Source organism: Actinomadura sp. 6N118, assembly GCF_044326415.1.
In the GTDB taxonomy this organism is placed as follows: Bacteria; Actinomycetota; Actinomycetes; order Streptosporangiales; family Streptosporangiaceae; genus Spirillospora.
Window position 1 is genome coordinate 252,799 of record NZ_JBIRAZ010000002.1, and the last position, 26,534, is coordinate 279,332.

Consider the following 26,534-nt stretch of genomic DNA (forward strand, 5'->3'; position numbering starts at 1 on the left):
GACCACGACGACAGGAGGAGCGATGCCGACGGAGCCCATGGAGATCCCGGAGCAGGAGCCGGCCTCCGGCACCCAGGAGGAGACGCTGGCCGTCTCCCGCCGCGAGCTGTGCCACGAACTCCTGCTCCGCTTGGCGGCGACCGCGCCGGGTCCCCTGCTGGTGCAGGCCAGGGACTGGCTGGCCAAGGGCCGCGAACGCGAGATGGCGCGGGCGGTCGCGTTCGCCGCCGTGCACCAGCGCATCGCGCTGACCTACGACGACGTCGCGCTGCTCGCCGAACTGCTGGAGGAGGCCGGGGTGAACCCGGTGATCCTGGCGCAGGCCGAGCGCAGCGAGTACGAGACGTTCCCCCCGTACCTGTTCGAGGCCCGCCGTGGCGAACGTTTCCCACGCGACGAGGACGAGCCCGAGGTCCAGGACGAAATGGAGGCGGACGCCGCCGCCATCGCCTGGGCGGAGCGCACCGAGGGCGTGACGGGCATGTGGCGGGCGTGGCGGATCCCGGCGGACGGCGCGCCGTGGCCGCCGAGCCGCAGGGTGTACGTCGCCGAGATGTCCGCCGATCCCGCGCACGACCTGCCCGCCGCCGCGTCCGCTCTGCAGAACTCGCTGCTGGGCGCCGGGGAGACCGAGCCGTCCGCCGAGGTCTACAGGCTCGGCCGGGACGTACCGCTCTACCAGCGGCTCGCGCGCGGCCACGGCGAGCTGATCCACACGGCCGACGACGCGGCGGTACGGGTCGCGGCCACTTTCGACGACGTCGATTCCACCACCGGGCCGCGTTACCGGGACGACCACCCGCGCGTTGAGGACATCGACGAGCGTGCCCGGCTGGTCGCCTACCTGCGCACGGCCGAGCCACTGATGATCACCACCGCGCGGCTGGACGACGTGGTGGACCGGTCGCGCAAGGCGGCGGTCCCGATGAGCTTCCGCACCGACGGCCACTGGGTGTGGACCGAGGCCCTCGCCTACTACCTGGCCGAGTACGGCTTGGCCCCCGAGGACGACCTGGTCGCGCACATCCGCGCCCACGACTACGTCCCGCCCACACCGGACGGTCCTCGCATGCACCGTGCGCTGAAGGAGCTCACCGAGCCCTCCGAGCCCGGCACGTCCATCTGGACGTTCGACATGCTCGAAGAGGGGCCGGGCGAGCCGGACGAGTCGGCGGGGGCGGACGAGCCCGCGGCACCGGGGATCATCGACCTCGACCTGGAGGGCGCCATCGAGGTGGAGAACGCCGAGCGCTGATGGCCATCAACCTCGACAAGAGCACCGCGGATTTCTTCGGCGTCGTCGGCGGCAGCGAGTTCCCCCTCGGGAACGAGGACCGGATCTACCTCCTCAACCAGATCCACAAGCTGATCGCGAGCGACATCGACCAGAACATCTCCGGGCTGGCCGCCGCCCTGGCCCACCTGGACACGGCGTTCAGCGGCGACGGCGCCGCGGACGCCCGCACGGCGCTCCAGTCGATGTTGGAGGACATGCGCCGGGTCGGGAAGCTGAACGACGATCTCGGAGCCCAGGTGCAGGGCTGGGCTCTGCAGATGGAGTACATGAAGCTGAGCACGGTCCTGATGTTCGCTCAGGCCTGGCTCACCATCGGCTACCTGTTCCTCACCGCGAAGCTGACCGGCGGGTTCAGCCTGTCGCTGATCCCGAACGTCATCTCGATCGCCAAGACCGCGGCCGGGCGGTTCATGCAGGAGCTGATCCTCTCCGTCGTCACCAACCTGATCACCGGTGCGCTGGTGGACGCAGCCGTGCAGGGCGCGCAGAAGGCGGCTGGCAACCGGCAGCAGTGGGACGCGGAGATGTCCCGGGTCAACGCGATCGGCGCCGCGTGGGGCGGGTTGCTCGGCCCGATCGTGGGGGCAGGGATGAACACGCTCGTCGCCAAGACCGCCGACAACGTCTTCGGCAAGATTATCGGGGAGGGGATCTCGGGCGGCATCGAGGGCTTCACCACCGAGATCGTCACCCCGCTCAGCATGGGCGAGAAGATCCAGCTCACCCCGTTCGGCACCGCCGGAGGGGCCGCGATGGGCGCGTTCGGCGCGGGAGCCTCGCACCTGGGCGCGCCCAAGCCGCTGAACCTGGCCGACTTCGACCCGCCCGCCATCACGGGCCCCATCGGCGACGCGTTCGATCCCCCGGCCACGCAGCCGGACGCCGCCGGAGGGTCTCCGCCTTCCGGCGGCGACGCCCCGCCGTCCCCGACCGCCCCGGCGCCCGCCCTGAACTCCACCCAAACGACGCCCACCCCCACGCCTACTCCAACACCCGACACCACACTCGCCCCGGCTCCCGCACCCACCGTGACCACGCCCATCGTGACCACGCCCACCGTGACCACGCCCATCGTGACCACGAGCCCGCTGACCGGTGGGACAGGCGGGACCGTCCATCCGCAGACGGTCTTCGACAGCACCGTCGGCCAGACCGTCCAGCGATTCGACGAGCTGGCCCGGGCCAAGCAGCTGGCCCTGGAGAGCGCGGGCCGCCCGCCGATCAGCGACACGGTGCTGGACCACCTGCGCGACCAGGTGCGGACCGAGACGATCACCCGCGTCAACGAGACCCGCGACGCGGTCGCCACCGGCCAGTTCTTCAAGAAGAGCCAGGTCTACAACGTTCTCGACAACGTCGTCACGGGCATCGCCGACACCCTGCCCACGCGCCTCGACCAGGAGGCGACGGCGGCGGGGCGGCTGTCGGAGGCACAGCACCTGCTGGACGGCCTGGTGGAGCAGTGGCAGCAGGACCAGCCGGGCGTGCAGAACGATCTGGGCAAGGTCCGCGACACGTTCGGCAACGGCCTGTACGACGCGGCGCACAGCACCGACTGGGAGACCGGGCTGCGCGACCGGCTGGAGCACTCCGCCGACGACCTCGGCCTGCGCAACGGCGGCGGGGACCCGTTCACCCCCGATGGGCCGCCGCTGACCTCGCAGGAGATCCAGCGCGGCCTCGGCCTGGAGGAGCGGTTCAACACGATCTTCGACGGGGCGTGGACGCCGGACGGGGTCCCGTTGTCGGCCGATGCCATGGCCGCGATCCGGGACCGGTTCGACACGATGGTCCTCACCGAGTTCGAACGGCGGGTGGGCGGGCTGGCCGACGGCCGGTTCTCCGACATGGCGCTGCGGACGATGGCCCCCGGCTTCCGGTCGGCCGCTGACGGCCTGGCGTCCAAGCTCCAGGCGATGCTCGACTACCACGCCACACTGGAGTTCCAGCAGCGTTCCGGGGAAGCGGCGCTGGACCGGGCGATCGACCGGCGGCTCGGCCGCCACCCCGGCGCACCGGTGCCGGACCCGGTCGTGCAGGCGCTCCGGCACCGCATGCGCGTCGAGATCGCCGGGGTCGTCGACCACACCTATGGCGTCCTGCGGGACGGGAGCCCGACCTGGAACGCCCCCCGCGACACCACCCTGACGGCGATGCGGAAGACCCTGGAACGCATCGAACGTGCCCAGGGCGGCCGCCTGTCCCGGGAGCTGACGACGTTCGGCAAGCCCGGACCGGAAACGGTCCCGCCACCCGCGCCCCAGCCCTTGACCCCGGAACACCGGACCTCCCCGCCACCGGTCCCGCCGCCCGACCTGGACGTTCACCTCGACCGCTTCACCTCCAAGCTGCCGGACCTGCTGGCCGAGTTCGACACCACCCGCCAGCTGAACGGCGGCCCGCCGCTGTCCCCGGAGATCGGCGCACTGATCGGCGATGGGCTGCGCACCGAGCTTCAGAACGTCCACACGACCACGCCCGGCCAGTCGCTCACCGACGCCACCACCGCCCTGGACCGGACCCTGGAACGGTCGCTCGCCTACCGTGTCGATCGAGCGGAACGCCTCGCCGACGCCGGCGCCAAGTTCGACGCCCTGATCCAGCAGTGGCGCGACAAGGCCGGTCCGGGCCCGCTCCCCGACGTCGACCTCGATGCCGTCCGCGACACGTTCAACCAGAACCTGGAGCGGCTTCACCGCGACACGTTCTCCGGCCTGCGCCGCGGCCCGCTCTCCCCGGAGACCCGGCACGCCGCCGACGTCGTCTGGTCGGACGGTCTCACCCGCGGCCTGGAGTCGGCCGCGGGCATGCTCACAGGTACCGGCGAGCCGGTCATCGCGACGGGCGCCCCCGCGGCACCCGGCGACCTCCAGCAGGCCCGCGACCAGCTCCGCACACAGCGGATCTATGACCGGCTCACGGAACAGTACGAACGGCGCTTCCGCATCGAGGAGGCCATCGCCGACCGGCTGAAGACCGCCGAAGGCCACCCGAAGGAGATCGTCGACCGGTTCGAGCGGCGGCTCCGCGACGCGCTCGGCCCCCTCGACCGGACACGCGGGTCGGACGCCGCGTTCGAACTCCGTCTTGACCAGACCCTCAAGGACGTCGAACTCGACACGACCCCGATCGCCGCGCAGGAGACGCCTGAGACCGCCGAGACACCGAACACCGCCGAGACACCGGACACCGACGAGCCCAAGGCTGACCCGGACCCCGCCCTGTTCGACCAGGCGCTCGACGCCTACCGGGACGCCCCCGGCAACCTTCCCATCTCGGCCGACGGCGTCCGGAACGTCCGAGACGCCTACCTCGCCGACGGCGACGCCGGCACGCTGCCCCAGCGGCTGGCGCACGAGGCCCGATGGGAGGCCGAGGCCGCCCGCCGCACGCCCGAGATCGAGGACGCGCTGATCGGCGTCCCCGACGAGTACGCGAGTCTCGCCCGGTCCCGCTTCATGAGCGACCTGCGCGCCGCGTTCGAGCAGGACCGCCCGCTGAACGACCTGTTCACCGGCCTGCACGAGCGGTTCGTCCGCGAGGCGGGCCTCCAGGCGTCGCTGCGCGGCGCGGCGCTGACCTTCGACGGCATCGAACGCGGCAGCACCCTCTCCGACGACACCCGCTCCCGCCTGGCGCAGGACTTCCGCCGCGACTGGGCCCACCTCTACGCCCTCAACCGCGGCCTGGAGGACCTGAACGTCACGTCCTGGCTGACCCAGGAGCAGGCCGGGCCGAACCTGTTCGAGGCCACCCGCGCCCAGGCGAAGCTGCGCCACGACGGATGGGAGCTGGAGCAGGAACGGCTCACCGTCCGCTACGGCAACCGCATCACCGCCGCCGAGCGGCTCGCCGCCGAGGTCCGGACGGTCCTGGACGTGTTCGAGGCGAAGCTGGCCACCTGGCAGGGCGAGCACCCGGCGCCGCTGGGCGAGACCGGTATCGCGAAGATCCGCGCCGAGCTGACCGCCGATACCAGGAAGGCGTTCACCGAGCTCAACCTCGACCGGGGCGAGCTGACCGGCCCCGCCCTGGTCGAGGCGTGGAGCACGTTCGACGCCGCGCAGGAGAACCTGCTGTCGGGGCTCGATGCCCGGCTCGACCTGCGCGCCGCCCTCGATGCCGCCTCGGCCAAGCTGAACGAGGACGTCAGCGCCGCGCTCAACGACGTGGAGGACGACGTCGCGGGCAAGGTCCGGGACCGCGTGAACACCGAGATCGGGAACGCCGCCACGCCCGGCCAGATCGAGCGGATCTCCCCGGAGACCATCCTCACCGAGGAACAGGCCCTGAAGGCGCGCCTCAACGAGGCGTTCACCCAGTACGAGGCGACGGTGACGGCGTGGGAGGAGGCTCATCCGGATGCGATGGTCACCGCCGAACAGCGCGAGGCCCTGCGCGGCACGTTCGAGGAGACGGTCCGCGGCCTGCCCGAGGGGGCGTCCTTCGACGGCGCGCTGGACACAGTTCGCGACGAACTCACGGTCAACGCCCACCTCAACACGTCGGTCGCGGACCTGTCGCTCGCCTTCGGCAAGGCGTACGAGACCTATGTCAGCGACCCCGGCAACCCGCCGCTGACCAAAAACGGCCTCCAGCAGCTCCAGCTCCGTTTCACCGAGACCGTCCGCGAACTGCATGACCGCGCGTTCCACCAGGAGCGCGGCGGCCGCTCCATCGAGTCGGTCATCCAGCGGGACTGGACCCCCACGGCCGAGCGGCTGACCGAGGCGCTGCCCCACCTGCTGGACAACGAGGTCCGCTGGCAGCGCGAGCTCGAATGCCTCACCCCGGCCATCGTCCAGGCGAGGGACCGGGCGCTCGCCCAGGGCCTGTCACCCGAGGGTGCCGACCGCGTCCGGCAACGCCTCGAACGTGACCTGCGGCATGCCTACGACAGGGCCTGGTCGTTCCTGTGGACCGACCCGCCAGGCCGGTTCGCCGCCTCGGCTCCGGTCGCGGAACGTGCCTGGGACGCGCGGTTCACCCGGCTGGCCGACGACATCGCGAACCGGTTCGCCGAGGAGACGGGGCTGGAGAAGGCGCTGCACGACGGCGCGCTGACGTACGACCCGCTCGACCAGGCCGCCGGGGAGGCGGGCCTGACCGACGAGGTCCGCGACGACCTCGCCCGGGAGTTCCGCACCGACTGGATGACCTCGTTCCACGCCGTGAACGGCCGGGACACGGGCTTGGACCTGGCGGGCTGGCTGACCGCCGAGGGCAAGGACAACGACGTCTTCGGCACGACCCTCTCCTGGACGCGGGTCATCGGCCAGGCCGCGATCCTGGGGGCCGACGGGTCCGGCATGTCCCGGGGCTCCGGCTGGGCGCAGGGCCTGGCGGAGTACCGGGTCGTGTCGCGGCTGGAACTCCCCACTGTGGAGGGCTCCACCATGACGGTCGAGCTGGGCGTGCACCCGGAGAGCGGCGAGGTCGTCATCGGCGCGCTGCTCGGCGGCGCGGAGGCGCAGGACGCCGCGCCTGCCTTCATCACGCTGCCCGGCGTCGACGGCCTCGCGCTGCTGAAGAACGGCCCGGAGCCGGGAACGCTGCACGGCCCGGCGGGCATGGCGATCGCTACCAGGCTCCGCGACACGCTGGGCATCACCCCGCCGCCGGCGTGGTCGCCCAGCGCGACGTTCGCCGCGCACGACGCCAACACGGGCGCGGCGAAGCTGGACCCCGACACCGTCGTCGCCGCCGCCAAGGTCGAGTCCGAGCAGATCCCGTCGCGGGTGCAGACCACCCCCCAGCAGCCGAACACCCCTCAGCAGCCGAACACGGTCGTAGAGTTCGGGCCGCGCGGCATGACCCACCCCAGGCACGCCGTGCGCGGCGGCGACGGCGCGGAGATCCGGTCGTCCGGCCCGCGTTTCTCGCCGTTCCAGTCGCCGAACGGCCTGGTGGCGCTGCGCTCCGACCGGTTCCTCGTGCCGTCCGGCGACGGACGGCACGACACCGGGATGCGGCAGGTCCTCACGGGGCTGCCCAAGCTGCCGGGCTGGACCTATGTCGGCGCGGAGGGCGTGCCCGGCGGGATCGTCCGGGACGGCCGCCGGCTCTCCACCGCCGAGGCGGTCCGCGCCCTCAAAGGGCTCGGGGACAGGACGTTCCTGGTCATCTGTTACTCGGCCGCCCCCGACAGCGCCGGGAACGTGCTGGCCGAGGCCCTCGCCAAGGCGACGAAGGGACAGGTCGTCGCGGTACCGGTGACCGTGTCGGGGACGCCCGGCGGCTCGGAGCTGACGCCCGGCCGCACGTCGCTGAAGACCGCGTCGGGACAGCGCGTCGAGCTGCCGGACTCCGCCGCCCCGTTCCTGCTGTTCGACGAGAACGGCCTGTCACGCGACCTGGGCCGCAACATCCAGGAGGTCGCCGGCGCGCTCGGCACGGTGCGCGTGCCGCGTCCGGGCGTGGAGTCCCCGAGCACCGGGAACGAGGTCGGTTTCGGTGACCGTCCCGAGGACGCCCCGCAGAACAACGACGGCAACGCCCCGCAGAACACAGGCGCCAACGTCCCGCAGAACACGGGCGCCAACGCCATGGTCCAGTCGCCGTCGACGCGGGGCAAGGCGTTGTTCCCGAACATCACCTGGGCGTCGGACAAGCAGTTCGCCTCCGTCGTGCGGTTGCTGGACACCCTGAACGTGGGGCGGACGACCGAGCGGCACCTGCGGCCGCTGGCCGAGCAGATCGGCGTGGAGAACCAGCGCGGCCTGATCCGCAAGGGGGCCGTGGGGCTGACGCTCACGACCGGTGCGCGCAAACACCTGTTCGAGGTGCTGTCCCTGGCACAGCGCCTGTACGGCCGGAACGCCACACTCGCGCAGATCACCTCCGTCCGGCAGACGATGGACGCGGTCCGCCGCTGGGAGCACCGCACCCGAAGCGGCCGGGTCGTCCGGAGTGAGCTGCGCGAGGTCATCGCGGGCTGGCGGCGGCTGCGCACCGGCCGCGACTGGATCACCAGCGACGACTCTTTGCGCACCCTGGTGCAGCTGCCCATGGGCGGGGTCAAGCGTCCGGGCACCCCGGTCACGTACGAGGCGCTGCGCGAGGCGTGGCTGAATAACGAGGCCGACCTGATCCGGGAGGGGGAGGAACCTGACACCACTGCCGAGCGGGTCGCGTTCCGCCGGGAGAACGGCACCACCCTCAACCAGACGCTCGTCAGGGCCGAGTCGCTGTTCGGCACGGGACGCATGCTGGCCTTCACCTTCAACGACCGTCTGGCGCTGCGTGACATCGACGGGGTCGCCGCCACCGGTGTCCTCCCGGCGACCAAGAGCGAGGTGAACGACCTCGCGGGCCGGATCGGCCTGCCGTTCTCGGTGAGCGGCTCGCAGGCGCGACGGCTCGCGCTGCTCGATTTCGTGCTCGAACTGCGCGAGCTGATGGGCATGACCGCCGACGCGACCCGCCGGCTCACCTTCGATGAACTGGCCTCCGGATTGAAGCTCGCCCGGGTCATGGGCAACGGGCCGATCGGGAGGCTCAACCCCGACGCGGTACGGCAATTGCTCGGCCGGGTGCGCGACCAGGCCGACCCGGTGCTCGACCTGGACGGCGTGCGGGAGCTCATGGACTGGTCGAACCGCGCGTTCGAGGCCACCCGGCACGTCACGGGGCAGATGCTGATCAACATGGCCGCCGCAGAACGTGCCCGGATCAAGCGGATCGCCGACACCCGTAAGCGGGTCGACGAGCACATCGACCAGTGGAACAAGGCCGTCGAGGTGCTCGAGAGCCGGATCGAGCTGGTCGAGAAGGCGACCAAGGCCAAGATCACGCCCACCCTGCTGAAACAGGCCACCAGCGACACCCGGGATCTCACCGAGCTCGCCAAGCGGACCAACGGGCTCATCAACGGCCTGCCGAAGATAGGCGACGACCGTGTCCTCACCTTCGCTGACGAGCTGGCCGAGTCGGTCGGCGCGGTCGGCAGGGCGATGGAACCCAACAAGATCCTGCTCGACGTGGTCCGCTCGGAGCTCGAGCTGCGCGAACGCGTGCACGCCCTCAAACGGTCGCGCGACCGCCGCCTGCTGAACGCCCAGCTCCGCACCGTGATGGGACAGATCGCGCACTGGCGGGAGACCCCGTCGCGGAACCCCGACGAGCTGCGGACGATCCTGGACCGGCTCGACCGGAACGTGCGCGACGCCATCGCCGAGGCGGAGAACCAGCAGCGGGTCCGCGAGACGATCCGGGAGGAACGTAAGGCCGCCGCCAAGACGGGCACGGTCACGGAGCCGGCCACCTCCGGAATCGGGACGGCCGAGAACATCTCCCTTTACGTGGGCCACCAGCCCAGCCGGGACCTGATCCTCGGGTCCCGGATCGCGATCGAACAGGGCGACTGGCAGGCGCAGCTCGAGCACTTCACCCGGCTGTTCGAGCGGGCGCTGCTGGACGTCGCCTACACCGGCTGGCATCCCCGCGTCCGCCGCGCCGCGCGGGAACGGCTGCTGGAGTTCTACCGGCCGCTGCGCACCCGCCTGACCGGGCTCCGCGACAACGGCACCCCGTACTCGGCGGACCTGTACGACGAGCTGGTGGAGCTGCGCGGCAACCTGATCCTCAAGGCCGACCAGATCCGCAAACTGCGCCGGCTCAACCAGGACATGCTGCCCTGGGAGCCCGGCTTGCGGGAGGCCAAGACACAGGTCACCGTGCCGGTGCACCTGAGCGGCGGGCTCGGCCCCGATCTCGTGCGGGAGGTCCGTCCCGACCTGGTGAAGGCGTTCACCGACCAGGCGCTGCGCACCCTGCCCGCGCTCGTGCGCCGCCTCTACGGCGACCAGCTCCGCCAGACGATCACCGCGGACTGGGTGCGGGACCATTGGATGGACCTGGCGGGCGGGCAGGTCACGTTGCGGCTCGGGCCGGTCGAGGTCACGCTGTGGGCGATCATGCGGAACGGCACGCAGGCGGGCGGCGCGATCAACGAACGGGCCAAGCACACCCTGTCGGTCAGCCAGGGGTCGCGTTCCGCGCGTACCTCCGCCAAACAGATCCAGGTGCCGCTCTCCATCGCGTACACGCTCGACGCGCCGGAGGGCAAGAGTCTCGGGGCGCTGGAACTCTCCGGGCACGACGCGTGGCTCGGCCTGGTCACCCTCGACCCCCACGACCGGGAGAGCAAGCGGCAGACCGGCTTCGGCATGGAGCTGGAGCACTCGGTCAAGGGCAGCTCCTACTGGCAGCACCTCCTGGACGTCGATGTCGAGGTGTTCGCAGAGGCCCGGATCGTGATGGGCAGGTTCGTCGGGGAGGCCCGCCCCACCACGTCGACGCCACCGCCGTCCTCGGTGGTGATCACGGTGACGGAGGACGACACCGGAACCGGCGAGCCGGAGACCACCGTCGGACCGGGCGGTGGCCTGGTCGTCACCGGCGGGGTCCAGATCGGGGTGGCGCGGGAACTGGCCCCGCCCGTCCCGACCGGCCCGGACCTCAACCTGGAGGACAGCCATGCCGTCTATCCCAAGCCCCAGCGGGACGACAAGGGCAACTGGCACATCCCGCTCGTCCATGGCACCCGGTACGAGGCCGGGCAGGTGGTGCCGGTGCCGCGCACCACCTGGCTGCATTCCTTCAACGGCGGACGCAAGCTGCTCCAGGGCGTGCTGGAGGCGCTCAAGGCCAGACCCGGATCGGAGCTGGCGGCCATCGTCCGGCGCGAACTCAGCGTGCAGAAGATCGCGGGCGCGTTCCCGCTCGCCCGGACCAAGAGCGGCTGGGAGGTGGTGCTCGGCGCGCCGGACGGCGGGCCGAACAGCATCAAGATCTTTCTGGAGTTCTCCACCCCCCGGCTCATCTCGCGCGGCGACGACCTCTCGTTCGGCGACTTCGACCAGACCTCGACCGTCTACCTCGACACCCCGGTCACCGAGTCACGGATGTTCAGCCTCACGCCCGCGCCGATCTTCGGCGGGCTGCAGACCGGGCTCGGCGACCAGTTCCAGCTGCTGATGTACGTCGCGCCGTCGATCGAACGCAGCGCCGACCGCACCTCGGCCGGGTTCTCCGGGTCGGCCTCGTTCCTCACGGGCGTCCGTACCAACGGCGACCTGACGGCGCTGGTGCACTTCGCGGCCCGCGCTCGGGTCGAGGTGCCGAGAGCCGACAAGCCCGTCTACATCGACCTCGACAACAAGAACGAGGAGCGCGACGGCCTGGGCGGGATCGTCCTGCGAACCTACGACGACGACCTCGGCCTCTGGTTCCGCGACGACGAACTCCCCGAGCTGCCCGAGGGGCGTGCGCCCGACCCGGCGAAGATGCAGGAACAGCTCTTCCCGTCCGAGCAGATGCAGACGCAGTGGCCGGGCTGGGTCAGCTTCCAGGAACTGGACGAGACCGTCGCGCCGCTGCTGCACACCGAGACCGTGAAGCAGCTGACCCGGCAGTTTCCCGGTGTGCTGCCAGCCGAGTACCGGGCTCGGGGCGGGATCTACCGGCAGCAGAACCCGATGACCCTGGCGAACGTGCGGAAGCTGGAGCGCGCGTTCCACCACGAGAACCTGATCACCTCGCTGCCCCGGATGCGCGCGGAGGGCCTGACGATCCCGCTGCAGTGGAAGGACCACTTCGGCCGGGACCGGCAGGTCTACGTGCACCTGCACGCCCAGCCGATCGGTGAGGGCACCTTCGACCGGCGGCTCCCGATGTCGGAGCAGGATCTCGGCGTCACTTACACCCACGACCTGACCGGCGAGTCGTCCCAGACCTGGACGAGCTGGTGGGGCTGGCAGTTCACCTACGGCCTGGGCTGGTTGAATACGGGGGCGCTCGAGAAGCTCACCCTGCGGCCGATCCTCCAGGCCCGGCTGGGGAAGGGCGACACGATCACCACCGGCTCATCGGTGTGGTCCGGCATGGCCGCCGCGCTCGACGACCTGGCGCAGTTCGGCCAGGACGTCATGATCGACGTCAGCTTCAGCGTGGACGAGGCCGCCGACGTGGACCTGTCCACCCTGCCCGGCGCGTTCCCCAAGGAGCACGCCCAGAAGCCCGAGGACCTCCAGGGAGAGGAGCAGCAGCAGGGAGAGGAGCAGGAGGAGGTCCAAGAGGTTCAGGACGACACCGGGATTCAGGACGACATCGAGGTCCAGGACGACATCGTCATCGAGATCGACCCAGTGCAGGAAGACCCGCTGTCCGTCGTCCCGCAGCCGGAAGAGATGAAGTACGGGGAGGTGCTGCAGACCGACCGGGGGTTCGCCGTCGCCGGGCACGCGTCGTACATCACCTCGACCCACGCCACCCGCCGCGAGATCCAGAACGGCGGCGGTGAGATGGTAAGGGTCCCGTACGACACGATGGGTCTGGACCCTGGCGAGAAGCTGGAGTGGAGACACACCGACGACGGCCCGAAGTGGCCCTCGCAGGCCCTGCTGTACCCGGACCTGAGCGGAGTCCGGCCCGAGATCGAAAAGGCGTTCCAGGACGTGCTCGGCGTCCGGCTCAGCGCGTACGAGCGGACCCGGCTCGCCGACGCGGTGCGGATGGTCGACGCCCGGATCCGGGACCTGCAGCGCACCCGGCTGCCGGTCTGGACGGGCCGCGTCGACTCCCTCACCGGGAAGTGGTCGAGCCAGGGCTCGGTGACGTTGCGCGCCAAGGTCGTCCGCGCGGTCAACTCCGGCCGGGCCACCGAGTTCGGGCCGTTCTACGACTACGGCAAGTCCACCGTCCTCGGCCACGGCGGCCTGAAGCAAGGCGGCGGCGAGGCGGGCGTGCGCGTCCGGCTCCCGATCAGGACCCTGCGCCACCGGCTGACCATCGAACCGCAGCCGCAGTACACCTGGCGGCGCGATACCAACCGCACCACCACCGAGGAGATCTCCGGCGTGCGGACCCGCAACTGGGCCGACGCCGACGCCAACATGATCTTCACGGACACCTGGCTTGAACTGAGCTTCCACCTCTCCCTCGACCGGCGGCACGACGACGGTGCGCGGAGCCACCGGATGAAGCTGAACAGGACCGGGCAGGGACTGCTCACCAGCGAGCAGGCGGTGCTGCTCGGACTGGTGCCCGCAGCCCTGCCGCCGATAACGCACCGGGTGCTCGAACCGGTGCTCCACCCGCCGAAGTGGCTGATGACCGGCGAGTTCGGGCTCGGTCCGTTCCCGGTCGCCGACCCGCCGGACCTGAGCCCCTGGGTGTGGGAGATCCGCAACCAGATCGTCCGGCACTGGGGCGAGCACATCGCCGCGCAGCTCGACGGCGAGTTCAGCACGATCTCCTCCGACGCGGGCGCGATCTCCGTGCTCGACGGCGGCGAGAGCTTCGAGGTCCCCCTCCGCGGCTTCGTCCCCTTCCTGGGCAGCGGCTCGGTCCGCGTAGTGCTGAAGGGACGGCTGAAGAACCCCGAGTACCTGGGCATGACCGCCAACCGGACCTACAGCGGCTTCGGCACGCGCTCGGCTCACAGCAGCGAGAAGGGCGCCGAGGTCCGCAAGCGCCACGACCTCGCCGCACGCGGCTGGCTCAACCTCGACCTCCATCGCCAGAAGGGCGGCGACCCCAACAACTGGCTGTTCAACCTCACCCACGGCCACGTGACCCGCGACGAACGCTCGACCACCGCCGTGGAGTCCGCCGAGTCCCGCAGCGGCTACACCGTGGACGGCAAGGTGACCACGTTCGCCTTCGACGTCGAGCTGTTCGCCGAGCTTGAGTGGAGCCGTGCGCCATGGGTGGTCGCCGACATGCTGACGCTGGGCGCGTTCCAGAGCACCGACCGGATCACCGTCGACCCGTTCGAGATCAAGAAGGCGATCAAACTCAACCTCGATCCCTCGGCGCTCAGCAGCGTCCCACCCGAGCCCGCCAAGCAGGAGTCGCCGGGCAAGGACGAGTTGGGCAAGGACGAGTTGGGCAAGCAGGAGCAGTCGGGCAAGGACGAACAGCCTGAGCCCTCCGTGCCGGCCGATCCGGCAGTGCCGACCGATCCGGCAGCGCCAGCCGGGCAGCTTCCGACGATCCTCGATCGGAAGGTCTCCGCGGCGTTCACCCATGGCCAGCTCGCCGCGCTGGGCCTCACGCCGGCGGTCACGCTGAAGCGCGGTACGCCGATGGCCGCGCTGCACGGCGGGTTCCAGATCGCCCCGAACCTGCTGGGCAAGGCGCAGACGTTCGGGCTGCCCGGCCTGGATGTGCTCCAGGGCCTGGCCAGCGACCTGATGGGCGCGCCCGGCGGCGAGTCGTGGTTCAGGGCGTGGGGCGATGTGTTCCGGCAGCTCACCTCGGCGTTCAGCAACCACCTGCTGGGCCGCCGCCACGGCGAGTGGCTGAGCCCGGACGGCCTTTCCCTGCCCATCCGGGTGCCGGGACGGTTCGGCGGCCACTCCGCCACCCTGCATTTCGGCGTGGACGTCCTGGAGATCTCCCGGATGGACCGGGTCACGCCCGAGGTCATGCTCCGGCTGCTGGACACCGAGTCGTCGGCGCTGCGCAGCAAGGGTTCGCGGAGCCGGATCCACTACCACTCGCCGTTCACGGTGCTGGACTTCCAGCTGGGGGGCCGGGACACCAACGGCAACAATGGTGTGGGCTTCGTTCTCGGGCTGGACACGACCTTCCGCGACACCTCCACCGAGAACGACCGGGGCACCAAGACCGGCGTCCAGCGCGGCGCCAAGACCACCGGCGAGAACCTGGTGTGGCTGAACCTCAAGCCGCGTTACAGGATGATGTTCGACGGCGGCGGCTGGTTCGGGAAGCCCGACTACCTCACCTACACGCCGCCGCTGCCGGGCTCCGGCAGCGACGGCAAGGGCGGTTACGGCATCCTGATGCGCGTCCCGGAGAAGGTCGCCGACGCGTTGGTGAACAGCACGTGGAAGGAGCCCGGGGAGGTTTCCCCGTACCTGGACACGACGCCCGGCCCAGAGGAGGGCGTCGGCGCGTACCCCGACAAGGAGGACGTCAAGGCGGACCTCAAGGAGGACGTCAAGGGGAAGGGCCAGCAGGACAACGTCAGCGAGAGCGACGACGACTCCGTCGAGATCGACATCGACAAGATCCTCACCGCGAGCGACGTGTTCAGCCGCCCCTCGCTCACCCTGCTGCCCAAGAGCACGGTGGAGCTGTTCGGCTCGCTCAAGCGCCAGCCGATCAAAAGCAAGACGCTGGACCTCGGCAAGGCCAAGGTAGGTGGCGGCGACCGCAGGTTCGGCTCGCTCCGGGACAAGTTCTTGTTCACCTCGACCGGCGCTGACCCGCTGATTCCCGGCGACTACCGCCGGGGGTACCCGCCCGGCTACATGGAACGAGCGAAGCAGTACGCCGACACCGCCAAGGCGCAGATCATCAAGAAGTCGTGGCGTCCCGGCGGAGTTCTCAGCGACTCGGAGAAGTTCCAGCTCGACGCGACGGTCTCGGAGCTGATGGACGAACACTTCAAGGCCGCGCTGAAACACGCCGGGCTCGAGGCGATCTCCATGGCGCTGTCCGGCAACTGCTTCTTCGAGACCGCCCTCGACCCGCGCACCCCGGCGAACGTCACCGCCCGCCTCCGGGAGGTCCTGGGCGCGACCCCGACGGTGCAGCGGATCCGCAACCACCTGGCGAACTTCCTGGCGGCCGACTTCCGGGTGATGAACACGGGCGGCACACCGGTGGTGGCCCCGTTCTTCGTGCTGAGCCGGGCCGGCGACCCGCCGGGCGACCTGACCACCGGCGTGCGGAACGCCCGGCAGAACGCGCACGTGGAGGCCATCCGGCGGGACGGGGAGTGGCGGAACGACACCGCCGACGCCGTGATCGAGCTGTTCTCCCACGCGTTCGGCATCCCGGTGGACCTGTGGATGGCCCGCTACCGCCGCAGCCTCGGCCCCGGTTACGACAGCCTTGCCGTGAACCGGATGCCGATCGTCCGGATGCACGAGCACTATTACTTCGCCGCCCCGCTGGAGGGGCAACCTCCGCTCACCGTGACGCTGCTGACCCCGGTGCCGATCCCCGGACCGCAGCCCGTGACGACGTCCACCACGAACACGAACACCGGCAACACCAGCACCGGCAACACGGACAACGCCAACGCGTCGTCGTCCAACATGCAGAACTACGACGACGTCGCGGTCCTCCCGGTCACCGGCACCGAGGCCGACGTCCGGGACGCGATGCTCGACCTCGGGCCGGGCAAGCACTACATCACCTCGGGCCACGAGAACGACCCGCTGCTGGTGGAGGGCATCCAGAGCCTTCCGCACCTCGACGGCTGGACCATCGTCGGCGGCCGGGGCCAGGCGGGCGGACTGCGGGTGAACGGCACACTGGTGCCCGCCGCGACTGCCGCCAAGGCGCTCGCCGCGCTCGGCCCGAACATGCTCCTGGTGATCTGCTACAGCGCCACGCCCGGACCGGGCGGCACGCCGTCGCTGGCGTCCGCACTCAGCGCCGAGACCGGCGGCCGGGTGGTCGGCGCGCCCGGCAAGGTCAGTGTCCTGCCCGCCAACAAGGAGGCGTACGCGGTCACCGCGAGCCTGTTCCTGGATCCGGGCCGCGCCAAGCCGCTCGTCCTCATCACCCCCGACGAGCAGTACAAGCTCTTCGAGAACGGCGACGAGACCGCCTCACTCGGCACCTCCTTGGAGAGCGTCGGCCAGAGCCTCGGCGTGGAGCGGGCGACGACGCCCCCCGCCCCCGACGCTCCGGCGATGGTGTCCTACGACTCCGACACCGACTCAGAGAGTGAGGACGAGGACGACGATCCGCCCGTCCGGAATGACTGGCAGGTCCAGCAGGTCGCCTTCGAGCAGACCGCGAGCGGCGCCAGCCTGCTGCCCGACCCCGGCGGCTCGCCGCAGAGCTTCTCGGACTGGTCGCGGCTCACCCGCAAGCCCGGCCTGCTCACCGTGGACGTCGACGTGACCCGCCAGGGACAGGCCAAGGTCCGCATCGACCTTGGGAACGACGAGTTCGTGTTCCGCGCGACCGACCCGGCGCGGTTCGCCGCCGTGCTCAACCACGTCCTCCAGGGCCGGAGGGGCGAGGTGCAGGTCCTCACCGCACGGATGGGGGCGACCCGGCACCGGCTGTGGCGCGACTTCCTCGACCGCACCGCCGTGTTCTTCGGCCGCCCCCTGCACACGCTCGGCCCGCGCACCGAACTCGACCTGGAGACCAACCTCCTGATGGACGTGACCCTCATGCACATCGTGCGGGGCGACCTCGTCGGGCCGGGATCGTGGTACACCAGCCGGCCCGACCCGGCCAGCACCGCGATGCGCCAAGTCGTGGGCCTCGACGGCCGGGTGCGGCTCCGTCCGGCCGTCCTCGACGACGCGACCCGCCCGCAGTACGGGAGTGGCCCGGACGGGCGGCTCATGCCGGTGGACGGGCCCGTGTCCGCGCGCGACCAGGGCGTTCTCGCCTCGCTGCAGGAGGACACCGACCGCGACCACTACGTGCTGCTCGACAACCTGCCCGCGTCGGTCCTGCCGTTCGACCTGGAGGTGCTTCCCCAGGATGGCGACGACGGCGGCGTGGTGCTCGCGCTGACCTACCGGGTCGGCGACGAGGAGATCACGATCCCGGCCGGGCCGCGGTCCTTCCGGGAATGGCTGACGGCCAACGGGTGGCGGCGGCAGGACCTGGCGTTCGTGCGGGGGGTCACCACGGAGCAGTTCCCTGCCGTCCGCGCCGTGCTGAGCGGGCTGGCCCTCGAGACGCTCACCGACATCGCCGTCGCGATCCGCGACGACGGCACGATCACCGAGTGGCGGATCGTCCCCTACCCGCGGGTCGGCGACGAACCCGCCGTGTCCCAGCTGACCGGACAGGACGACCGGCTCATCCTGAACGACGAAGGCATGCGGTGGTCGGAACAGAAACAACTGCTCAGCTCCACCACGCCCGAGTTCGAACAGCCGATCCGCGACTACCTGCGGCAGGGGCGGCACGATGGCGGCCTCATCGAGATCATGATGACCGAGCAGATGGGCACGCTGGTCGAACTGACCCCGAACGGGGCCGTGCCGAGATCGACGGGCAGCGTCGTCAACGCGCTCGGCGGAACCCCCGCGCCGGTGCCGATCCGCGTTCTCACCGTGCCGAGCCGGCAGCTCACGACCTACCTGCAGTACCTCGCCACGCTGTCCCGGCAGATCGTCTACGCCCTGCCGGTCGGAGCCGAATGGCGGCAGGTCCGGGTCTGGGTGCCCGACCCGGACGCCGACTCCGAGTCGGAGGACGGCTCGCCCGGCCGCTGGGTGTGGGACCTGCGCCCGTACGACCCGAGGACCGGCCGGTTCACCGACTACCAGGTGTACCGGCCGCCCAACATGCCCCAGGAGATGCCCACACCGCATCTCCTCGAGGACGGCCTGCTGCGCCCCCGCAGCGGCGGGGCCACGTTCGGGCCGACCGGGGCGAAGGCGATCGCGACCTCGCCGTTGGACGTGCGCGCGTTCCAGGAGGCCGCGTCGCTGCGCGCGAACCGCGCCCGCCTTGACGTTCTCACGGTCGTCTACCAGGACGGCCGGTTCGTCGGCTGGGATCATGACGCCGGGGAGCAGTGGCACAAGGACGCCGCCGAACTCGCCCACTACGCCCTGGAGCAGGGCTGGGTGCGCGGCCAAGGCGCCGACAGCGAGATTAACCTCATCGTGCACCCGCTGACGCCGCTCGACGGGGACAGCCGGGCCGGGCTCGACGACGACATCCAGACCTTCCAGCAGACCCTGGACAAGACAGTCTGGGCACAGATTCAGCCGGGCGACGCCCGCGGCGACGCCGACACCGGCGAGTACCACACTGGCGGAAACAACCCGCCGATCCGGCTGTTCACCACCCGGCCGAACGACGCCCTGCTGCACACGATCACCCAGGAGGGGCGGCTGCTGCCGGTCCAGGGTCCGGCGGCCGTACGCACCGTCGCCCAGCCCGTGGTCCAGGACGGGCGGACGGTCTCGGCCGGAGTCGTCATGTCGCTGCCTCCGCACCTGGCGAACCAGGTCGGCCCGCTGCTGCCACAGCTCCGGACGATCCCCGGGATGCCCGTCCTGATCGCGACCCTGGACTCCGCGGGGATGCTGACGCTCACCCATGGGGACGGCAGCGCGGTGGTCGCGAACACCCGCATGGTCCGTGAGGTGATGAACGGCCTGTGGAACGGCACCGCCGCGCTGCAGGTGATCATCGCCGGGCACGGACTCAGCGACGCCCCCACCCACCAGCGGCTCATCAACCAGGTCGGCATGATCCGCCGTGACACCGGCTCCGACATCGCGCTGGTCTTCAGTCCCGGCCAGATCACCCTCGGCCCGGGGAACCATCCGCGCGTCAACGGGGCAGGGGAGCAGCGCACCGGCCTGGTGGTCGTCAGGCCGGAGGGATTCGGCGGCCAGTTCCTCCACCTGGACAACGGCGTCGTCTCGACCCTTCACCGGGACCAGAACGGCGACTACCACCAGACCTTCATCAACCTGCCGAACGGCATCGCCTCGGTCGGCTTCCAGCGCTATGTCGAACTGCTCCCCGCGTTCACCCGCCGCAACCATCCCACCGACGTCTACGAGATGTGGCTGTCGGTGCACACGGCTCGTACCGGCGAGCGCAGCCTCGCGACGTCCGGGCCGTCCGGCGAGAGCTTCCCGCTGGACCAGGCCTTCTACACAGCGCAGGTTGCGCAGCGCCGCCTCACCCTTCAGGTCGGCGGGGAGAACTTCGCGCGCAAGCCGACGATGGTCTGGGCGGACGACGGCGAACGGTTCGGCGAGCAGCTCAAACAGCTGGCGATGCTGACCCAGGCCGACGTGTGGACGACCCCGCTGGGCGCGGCGGTCACCCTCGAGCCGGACGGGCGGCCGATCGCCCGGTTCCGCGACACGGGGCGGCCGGCGCCGCTGATCCAGTACCTGCCGCGGCAGGTGCCGCACCCGGCCGTCGTCGGCCCCGTGGACGGAGACCGGATCTACGGCCCCACCGGGTTCTTCGACGGCTCGCAGGGTCACCTGCGGCCGTCCGGCGAGATCCCGGTGGTGGAGTTCAGCGGCGGAATCTCGCTCATCGAGGGCCTTGAGGAGTACACCACGGTCCTGACCGCGATGCAGGTCGTCCGGCCATCGCCGCACACGTTCGTACTGCGGCTGGCCGGACGGTGGGACGTCGGGGGGCTCACCGTCCGGGCGCCCGACGGGCAGGTGGTGCGGATGGGGCACGACCAGATCGCCGCGCTGTTCCCCACCCGGTACGGCGGCACTGGCAAGGAACTGGTGCTGGTGCCGCCGGAGGCCATCCCCGCGGGGCGGCTGCACGAGTGGATGCTGGTCATGACGCGGTACTCCGTGGAGCTCGGCGTGCCGGTGCGCAGCCCGCGCCGGGGGGTGCTGTCGTATCTGTTCGACCGCTCGCTCACGGTGATCGACTCCCCGTTCACCCGGAACGAGACCCGCGACGACTGGGTCACGGTGACCGCCGGGTCCCCGGCTGTCGACAGCCCGCTCGGGCTGGGCGCCGACTTCCTCGGTCGGCTCTGGCCGGAGGACGAGCCGATGATGGTCATCTGGAAGGAGCACGAGCTCGACGGGTTCAACGGGGAACGGGCGCCGCGCGGCGCGGCGTCGCCGACCGTGGAGATGTACCGGGACCACGGCACCGTCTACGAGCACCATCTCGTCGGCGTCACCGGGGCGTTCGGCCTGGACCTGCCGGTGCTGCCGGACGGGCGGCTCGGTCTGGCCGACAGGTACGGGCGGGCGCGCCCGGCGCAGCCGTGGGAGATCGTCCGGTTCGCGAGCAAGGCGGGGTGGCGGCAGCCGATGCACGGGCTGTGGTTCACCTCCGCGCCCGCCGACCCGGCGCTGTACCCCGCGTACGAGGCGCAGATGAAGCAGATCGCGGAGCTGACCGGACGCAAGGTGATTCATCCGGCGCTGGGCACCACGGTGAGGATCGCCGTCCAGCGCCCGAAGTTCGTCGGGCGGCGCACCGACCCGGGGCGGATCTGGACCGAGACGCCTCCGGAACTCCAGCCGCCGGTGTCCAGGTCGCTTCTGCTCCCCAACGACAAGACGCTCGTCTGGGGCCGGGACCTGCACACCGTGTCGTCGTCGGTCGTCGTCGACACCGTTGACCGGATGCTGGCGTTCGCCGCACCGCTGCTGCTCGGCACCGTCGTCCCCGGCGCCCAGATCATCACCGTGCCGGTGGTGGGCGGCGGGCTGCGGACACCACAAGACGGCGTACTGGCCGGCGGGCTCGACTCGCCCGCCCTGGTCGAGTTGATCACCAAGGCGCACCTCCAGGTGACCGACCGGAACGCCGACCGGCGGCCGCTGGTCCTGCTCCCGCTGGCGGACGACGGCTCGGCGCCGGACGCCGGGTGGCTGCGGGCCCTGGCCGACGAGCTGGCGGCGCTGTGGGGGGCCAGTGTCTACCGGCCCACCGGACAGCCCACCACGGTGGTCGTGAACGGGACCCGGCGGCTGGCCGCACCCGGCTTCGTCCGCCACCGCCCCAAGATCGAGAGCACGCCGGTCACCGAGCCGCGGGAGCACGACCTGGTCCACGACCAGCGCACCGGCACCCTGCTGCCGGTGGAGGACCATTTCACGCAGGTGGATGTGTACGAGCAGCCGGTGAACCCGCCGCTGCCCACGCCGTGGGTTTCCGGCGGCGGCAACACGGTCGTGTTCGGGCAGGAGGCGCACCTGCCGGCGACGCGGAACCTGCTGAATCTCCTGCCGGACGAGAGCGAGGCCATCACGCTCGTGATGGCGCAGGCGAACGGCGATCCCCGCTACGTCCCCGGCGTCACGCTCCAGACGCTCGACGCGCTGATGATTCCCCGGGACCTGCCGGTCATCCTGGTCATGGACCTGATGACCGGAGCCTTCGACAACGACTACCACGGCCTCAGGGACTGGGCGCGGCGGTTCCAGCAGATGCGCGGCGGCGGGCTGGTCCTGCTCGCCGAAGGGAGCGAGGTCACCCGCCAGGACGGGCTGACCGTCGAGAAGTTCCACGTCTTCGGGGCGACGGCCGCCGACCGCCGGGTGGTCCAGAAGATGCGGCAGTTCATGGACCAGGCGCAGTACGCGTTCACCTACGCCGAGATGATGGACGCCTCGCGGCCGCTCACTCCCCCCAACCGGCTGACCGTGCGCGGCCGGACGGTCGTGCACGCGTCCTCCCGTGACTGGCCGGGGCAGGAGTTCTTCCTCGCCAACGTCCCGGACAGTGGCGGCGCCCGCACCGCCGTCCTGAAGCTCACCGGCACCGCCTTCGACACCGGCGTCCCCGTCGAAGCGAGAGCCGTGCGGCTGCGGATGAACGAGCTGATCGACTCGGTTCCCGGCTTCCGGAACGATCCGCTGGCGCTGGTCCTGGACCAGATCCAGCCGATCCCGGCGGACCGCTGGAACGGGGTGCGGACCCTGGTCCAGGGACTGGCCGAGCAGCGCACCGGCACCACCTACCTGCTGGAGAACACCGCCGTCGTCCAGGGACGGGGCCTGACCTCCGCCAGCCTGACGATCTTCACGCCGCGGGGGGACGGGACCGTTGCGGTCACCCGCGTCACCCATCAGGTCCCGCTCACCCTCGACGAGCACCTGGCCGCGCAGCCCCCGCAACCGCCCGGCCCGCCGCCCGGTCTGCCCGCCGTCTTCCAGAACTGGGAGCCGGGCCCGATCCAGGCGCGGCCGCGCGACGGCGGCGTGTTCGTCGTCGGCGGGGTGCGGCTGCGGGTCGGCGAGCACATCCACGTCCTGCGCGGTGACCTTGTGCTGATCGGCACCCCGGAGGACGCCGCCCGGCATGCCGCGCTCGGCGTGACACGCCACCGCGACGACATCGTCACCGTCCTGGTCAGACCCGACTACGTCGGCCGGAACAAGGGTGGCGGCCTGGACCGGGTGTCGGCCCCGAGCCGCCTGCTGGTGCCCCGCGACGGCTTCCGGGGCGAGTGGACCGAACTGCATCTCCAGCAGCTCGAATCCGTGCTGACCTGGCTCGGCGTTCCGCCCGAGGTCCCGCTGCGGCTGGCCACCGACCTTCCCGCGCCGATCCGGGACCCGCGATCCATGGTGATCCTCGAACCGCCGCGCGGGGTGTACACCCAGACCCGGCGGCCGGTGGTCTATTTCGGCTCGGCCCTGACCGCCGACGCGACCAGCGGGGAGATCGTCGCGCACTGGCGGCGGGTCCATCCCGACGAGGGCTACCACGGGGGGAACCTGCCGCAGGAGTACCGGCACTCGATCACCGGCCCCAGCCCGCTGCTGCGCGGCGACGGCCCACCGGAGTACGGAGCGGCTCACCTCGACGAGCTGGGCACCCGCACCGACGCACAGGCCGGAAACCAGCCGCCGTCGTACCTGGGCGAGACGGCCAACGGCACGCTGACCAACCTGACGACGCTGTCGATGCAGCAGTACGACCCGAAGATCCTGGTGCTCGGCCTGGCCCGTGACATCGTCGCCGACAACGAGATTTACCTGAAGATGAAGGAGACCGTCGAGGACCGGGGCCGCGAGTTCCCGCCGACCGTGTTCTTCTACGACACCGTCCAGGGACGGCCCGCCGCCGGTACCACCCTGATCACCCCGGCGGTGATCGAGGGTGCGACGACCTCGCTCGGGATGCTGAACGGCGACGAGCCGCTGCGGATCGTGGTGTGGACCAGGCAGCCCGCGCGCAACGAGCAGGAGCTGAACGTGCTGCGCGAGTGGGCGCGGCGTGTCGCGCAGAGCCTGAACCGCCGGGTGCTGGTCGCCGAGGGCCGCTGGAACGGCGTGCTCAGAGACGTGTCGGTCCTGAACGTCACCGAGATCGAACCGCCGCCGCCGGACCGGCACGACCCGGACCTGCCCGTGCTGGCGACGGTGGAGACCATGGACGGGAACGCGCCGCCGCCCCAGCCGTGGGGCCTGTCCGCCGACCCGGGGCCGTCCGACACCCGGTTCGCACTGGTGGACGACGGTGCGGGGGACGAACGGCTGACCGAGGTCGAGACCTTCCCGGTGCGCAACGACGGCGAGGTGTTCGATCCGCCGCCGCCGGCCCACGCCTATGTGATCGACTCGGTGACCGGGACGATGACCCGGGACGACGGGCCGGTCTCCGGCACCACCATGGTCGAGCAGGCCCGCACCGAGTGGGAGCTGTCCCGGATCACCGCCGCCGACCTGGAGATCGCCCCGATCCGGGCGCATCCCGGCGGGCCGGTGATCGGCCTGGTGCTGGAGCCGCCCCCCGGCGGGACTCCGGGCCGGAACGGCGCCGAGATCCGCAACGAGGACCAGCCGAACCCCCTGCCGCTCGACGGTCCGTTCAACCCGGACGAGTTCACCATCGTCGCGCGCGGCGACCTCGACCAGGTGCTCGGCACCGAGCTCGGCACGGTGACGCAGAACACCCTGACCGGTGGGCGCGGCCCGGACTGGCTCGGCATGATTCCGCCCGAGCGGCTGCTGGAAATGGCCAACGCCAAGGGGCGGCGGCCGGGCGCACCCATCCGGCTGTGGGTGGACAACCTGGCCGGGCACGACGGCCGCACACCGCGCTCTCAGCGGTACGGGCAGGTGCTCGCCGAGCTCTTGGCCGCAGAGCTGCCGACGCCGGGCGACGGCGCGCCGCCGCCGCGCGGCGTGGTGTACGCGCCCAAGATCGAGGGGTTGGCGAACGGGCCGGACGTCCCCGGCTGGGAGACCTACCAGTCGGTCCTTCAGGTGCCCCCGGTCCAGAACGGCATGCTCAACCTGCTGCCGCCGGACCCGGCCTACGCCGGGCTCCCGCCGCACCCGACCCGCCCGGAAGCGACCCGCGTCGTCGTCGGGTTCTTCCGCGACGGCCGGATCGGGATGGCGGTGGACGGTGGTCAGCCGCAGCCCTACACCCCGGCGCAGGCGGCCGAGCTGGTGTTCCGCGCGTTCACCCAGGCGGGCCATGCCGACGGCGGTCCCGGTTACCATCTCACCGGCGTCATCCTGGAAAGCCCGTACGTGCGCAACGGCGAGGCCGCTTCCTACGAGCGCATCCGGCGCAGCATGCTCGAACTGCGTGAGCGCCTCGACGCGCTGCTGGGGGCGCCGGCCCCGCCGGTGCCCGGCGGGAACGACGGCGGGCCGCCGCCCTTCACCCCGGACACCGACCCGCTCCGGCTGGAACGCGAGCAGGCCGCCGCGTTCGGGAACGGCGCGGTCGCCCTGTGGCCGCCGAACCCCCCGGCCGGCGCGCTCCCGCTGATCAACGTCGCGGCGCCGGCCCCCGCTCCGGACCCGCCCCCGGTGCCTCCGGCACAGGACGGCGGCGGAGCTCCGCAACAGCAGGCCGTGACCGAGCAGACCACCGACCAGGGGGTCCGTCCGGGCAACTGGACCGGCGTCCTGACTCCGGAGCAGGCGTACTGGGCGGGCACCCAGTGGCTCGATCCGGTGCCCGCGCAGAACGTCCCCGACAACGACTTCGACGCACTGCTGGGGGCGCTCGAGGCCCTGGGGATCGGGCCGGACCGGCGCGGCGGGGACGCGAACACGTTCCGGGACCGGCTGGCGAACGGACTCGTCGATCTGACCGGCGAGGACGTGGAGTCGCTGACCTCCACCGACCTCGACCAGGCGACGGAGGAACTGCGCACCGGCGTCCGGTGGAGCGCGTCCACCGCCGGGCTGATCCCGCAACTGCTCGCCGCCCGCCTCGGCACCCGCGTGGTCGTCCACACCCCGGACGGCGGCCGCCGCTCCCACGGCCAGGTCGGCGCAACGGGCACGATCTCGTTGTTCCAGTCGGCGGACCGTCCCGGGCTGTTCCTGGGGGCGCAGCCGAACCTGCCGCGCATGGCGCTGACCGCGCAGCAGGCGGACGTGCTCAACAGCGCCGGCCTGCAACCGGTCGGGGTGCGGACCGGGCCGCAGCCACAAGGGCTGGCGGAGCTCCTGGCGGACGCGATCAACGGGTCCGGGCTAGTCGAGGCGCCGGTGAACGCGCAGGAGATCCACCTCGCGCTGCCCGACCAGGCCCGGCCGCTGCCGGATCGGCTGCGCGTGGCACTGCGTCAGTACCGCGCCGTGCACGGCGACTGGGCGCTGGACGCGGGTTTCCGCGAGCTGGTCCTGGCCGGGCTGGCGGTGGACTACCCGCTCACCTTCGTGTTGCCCTCCGGCGACCTCGTCTTCCCGCCCGGCGAGGACGAGGACCTGACCGGGCGGGTGGTCGTGCTGGTGCTCGGGAATCCGCCGGGACTGGTGGTCCCGACCCGGTCCCAACCGGCGTGAAC

Annotated in this window: 2 protein-coding genes; both read left to right on the top strand. The window is 71.3% G+C overall.

Translation table 11 applies throughout. The features are described from left to right. The first annotated feature begins 22 nt into the window (after nucleotides 1-22). Nucleotides 23-1,255, top strand: a complete 1,233-nt coding sequence (locus tag ACH34W_RS05050; RefSeq protein ID WP_395959510.1) for a hypothetical protein — start codon at nucleotides 23-25, stop codon at nucleotides 1,253-1,255. Continuing rightward, a complete protein-coding gene (locus tag ACH34W_RS05055) occupies nucleotides 1,255-26,532 on the top strand; it encodes a hypothetical protein (RefSeq protein ID WP_395959511.1) in 25,278 nt (8,425 codons plus the stop codon). The genes ACH34W_RS05050 and ACH34W_RS05055 overlap by 1 nt, the downstream gene beginning before the upstream one ends. Nucleotides 26,533-26,534 lie beyond the last annotated feature (2 nt).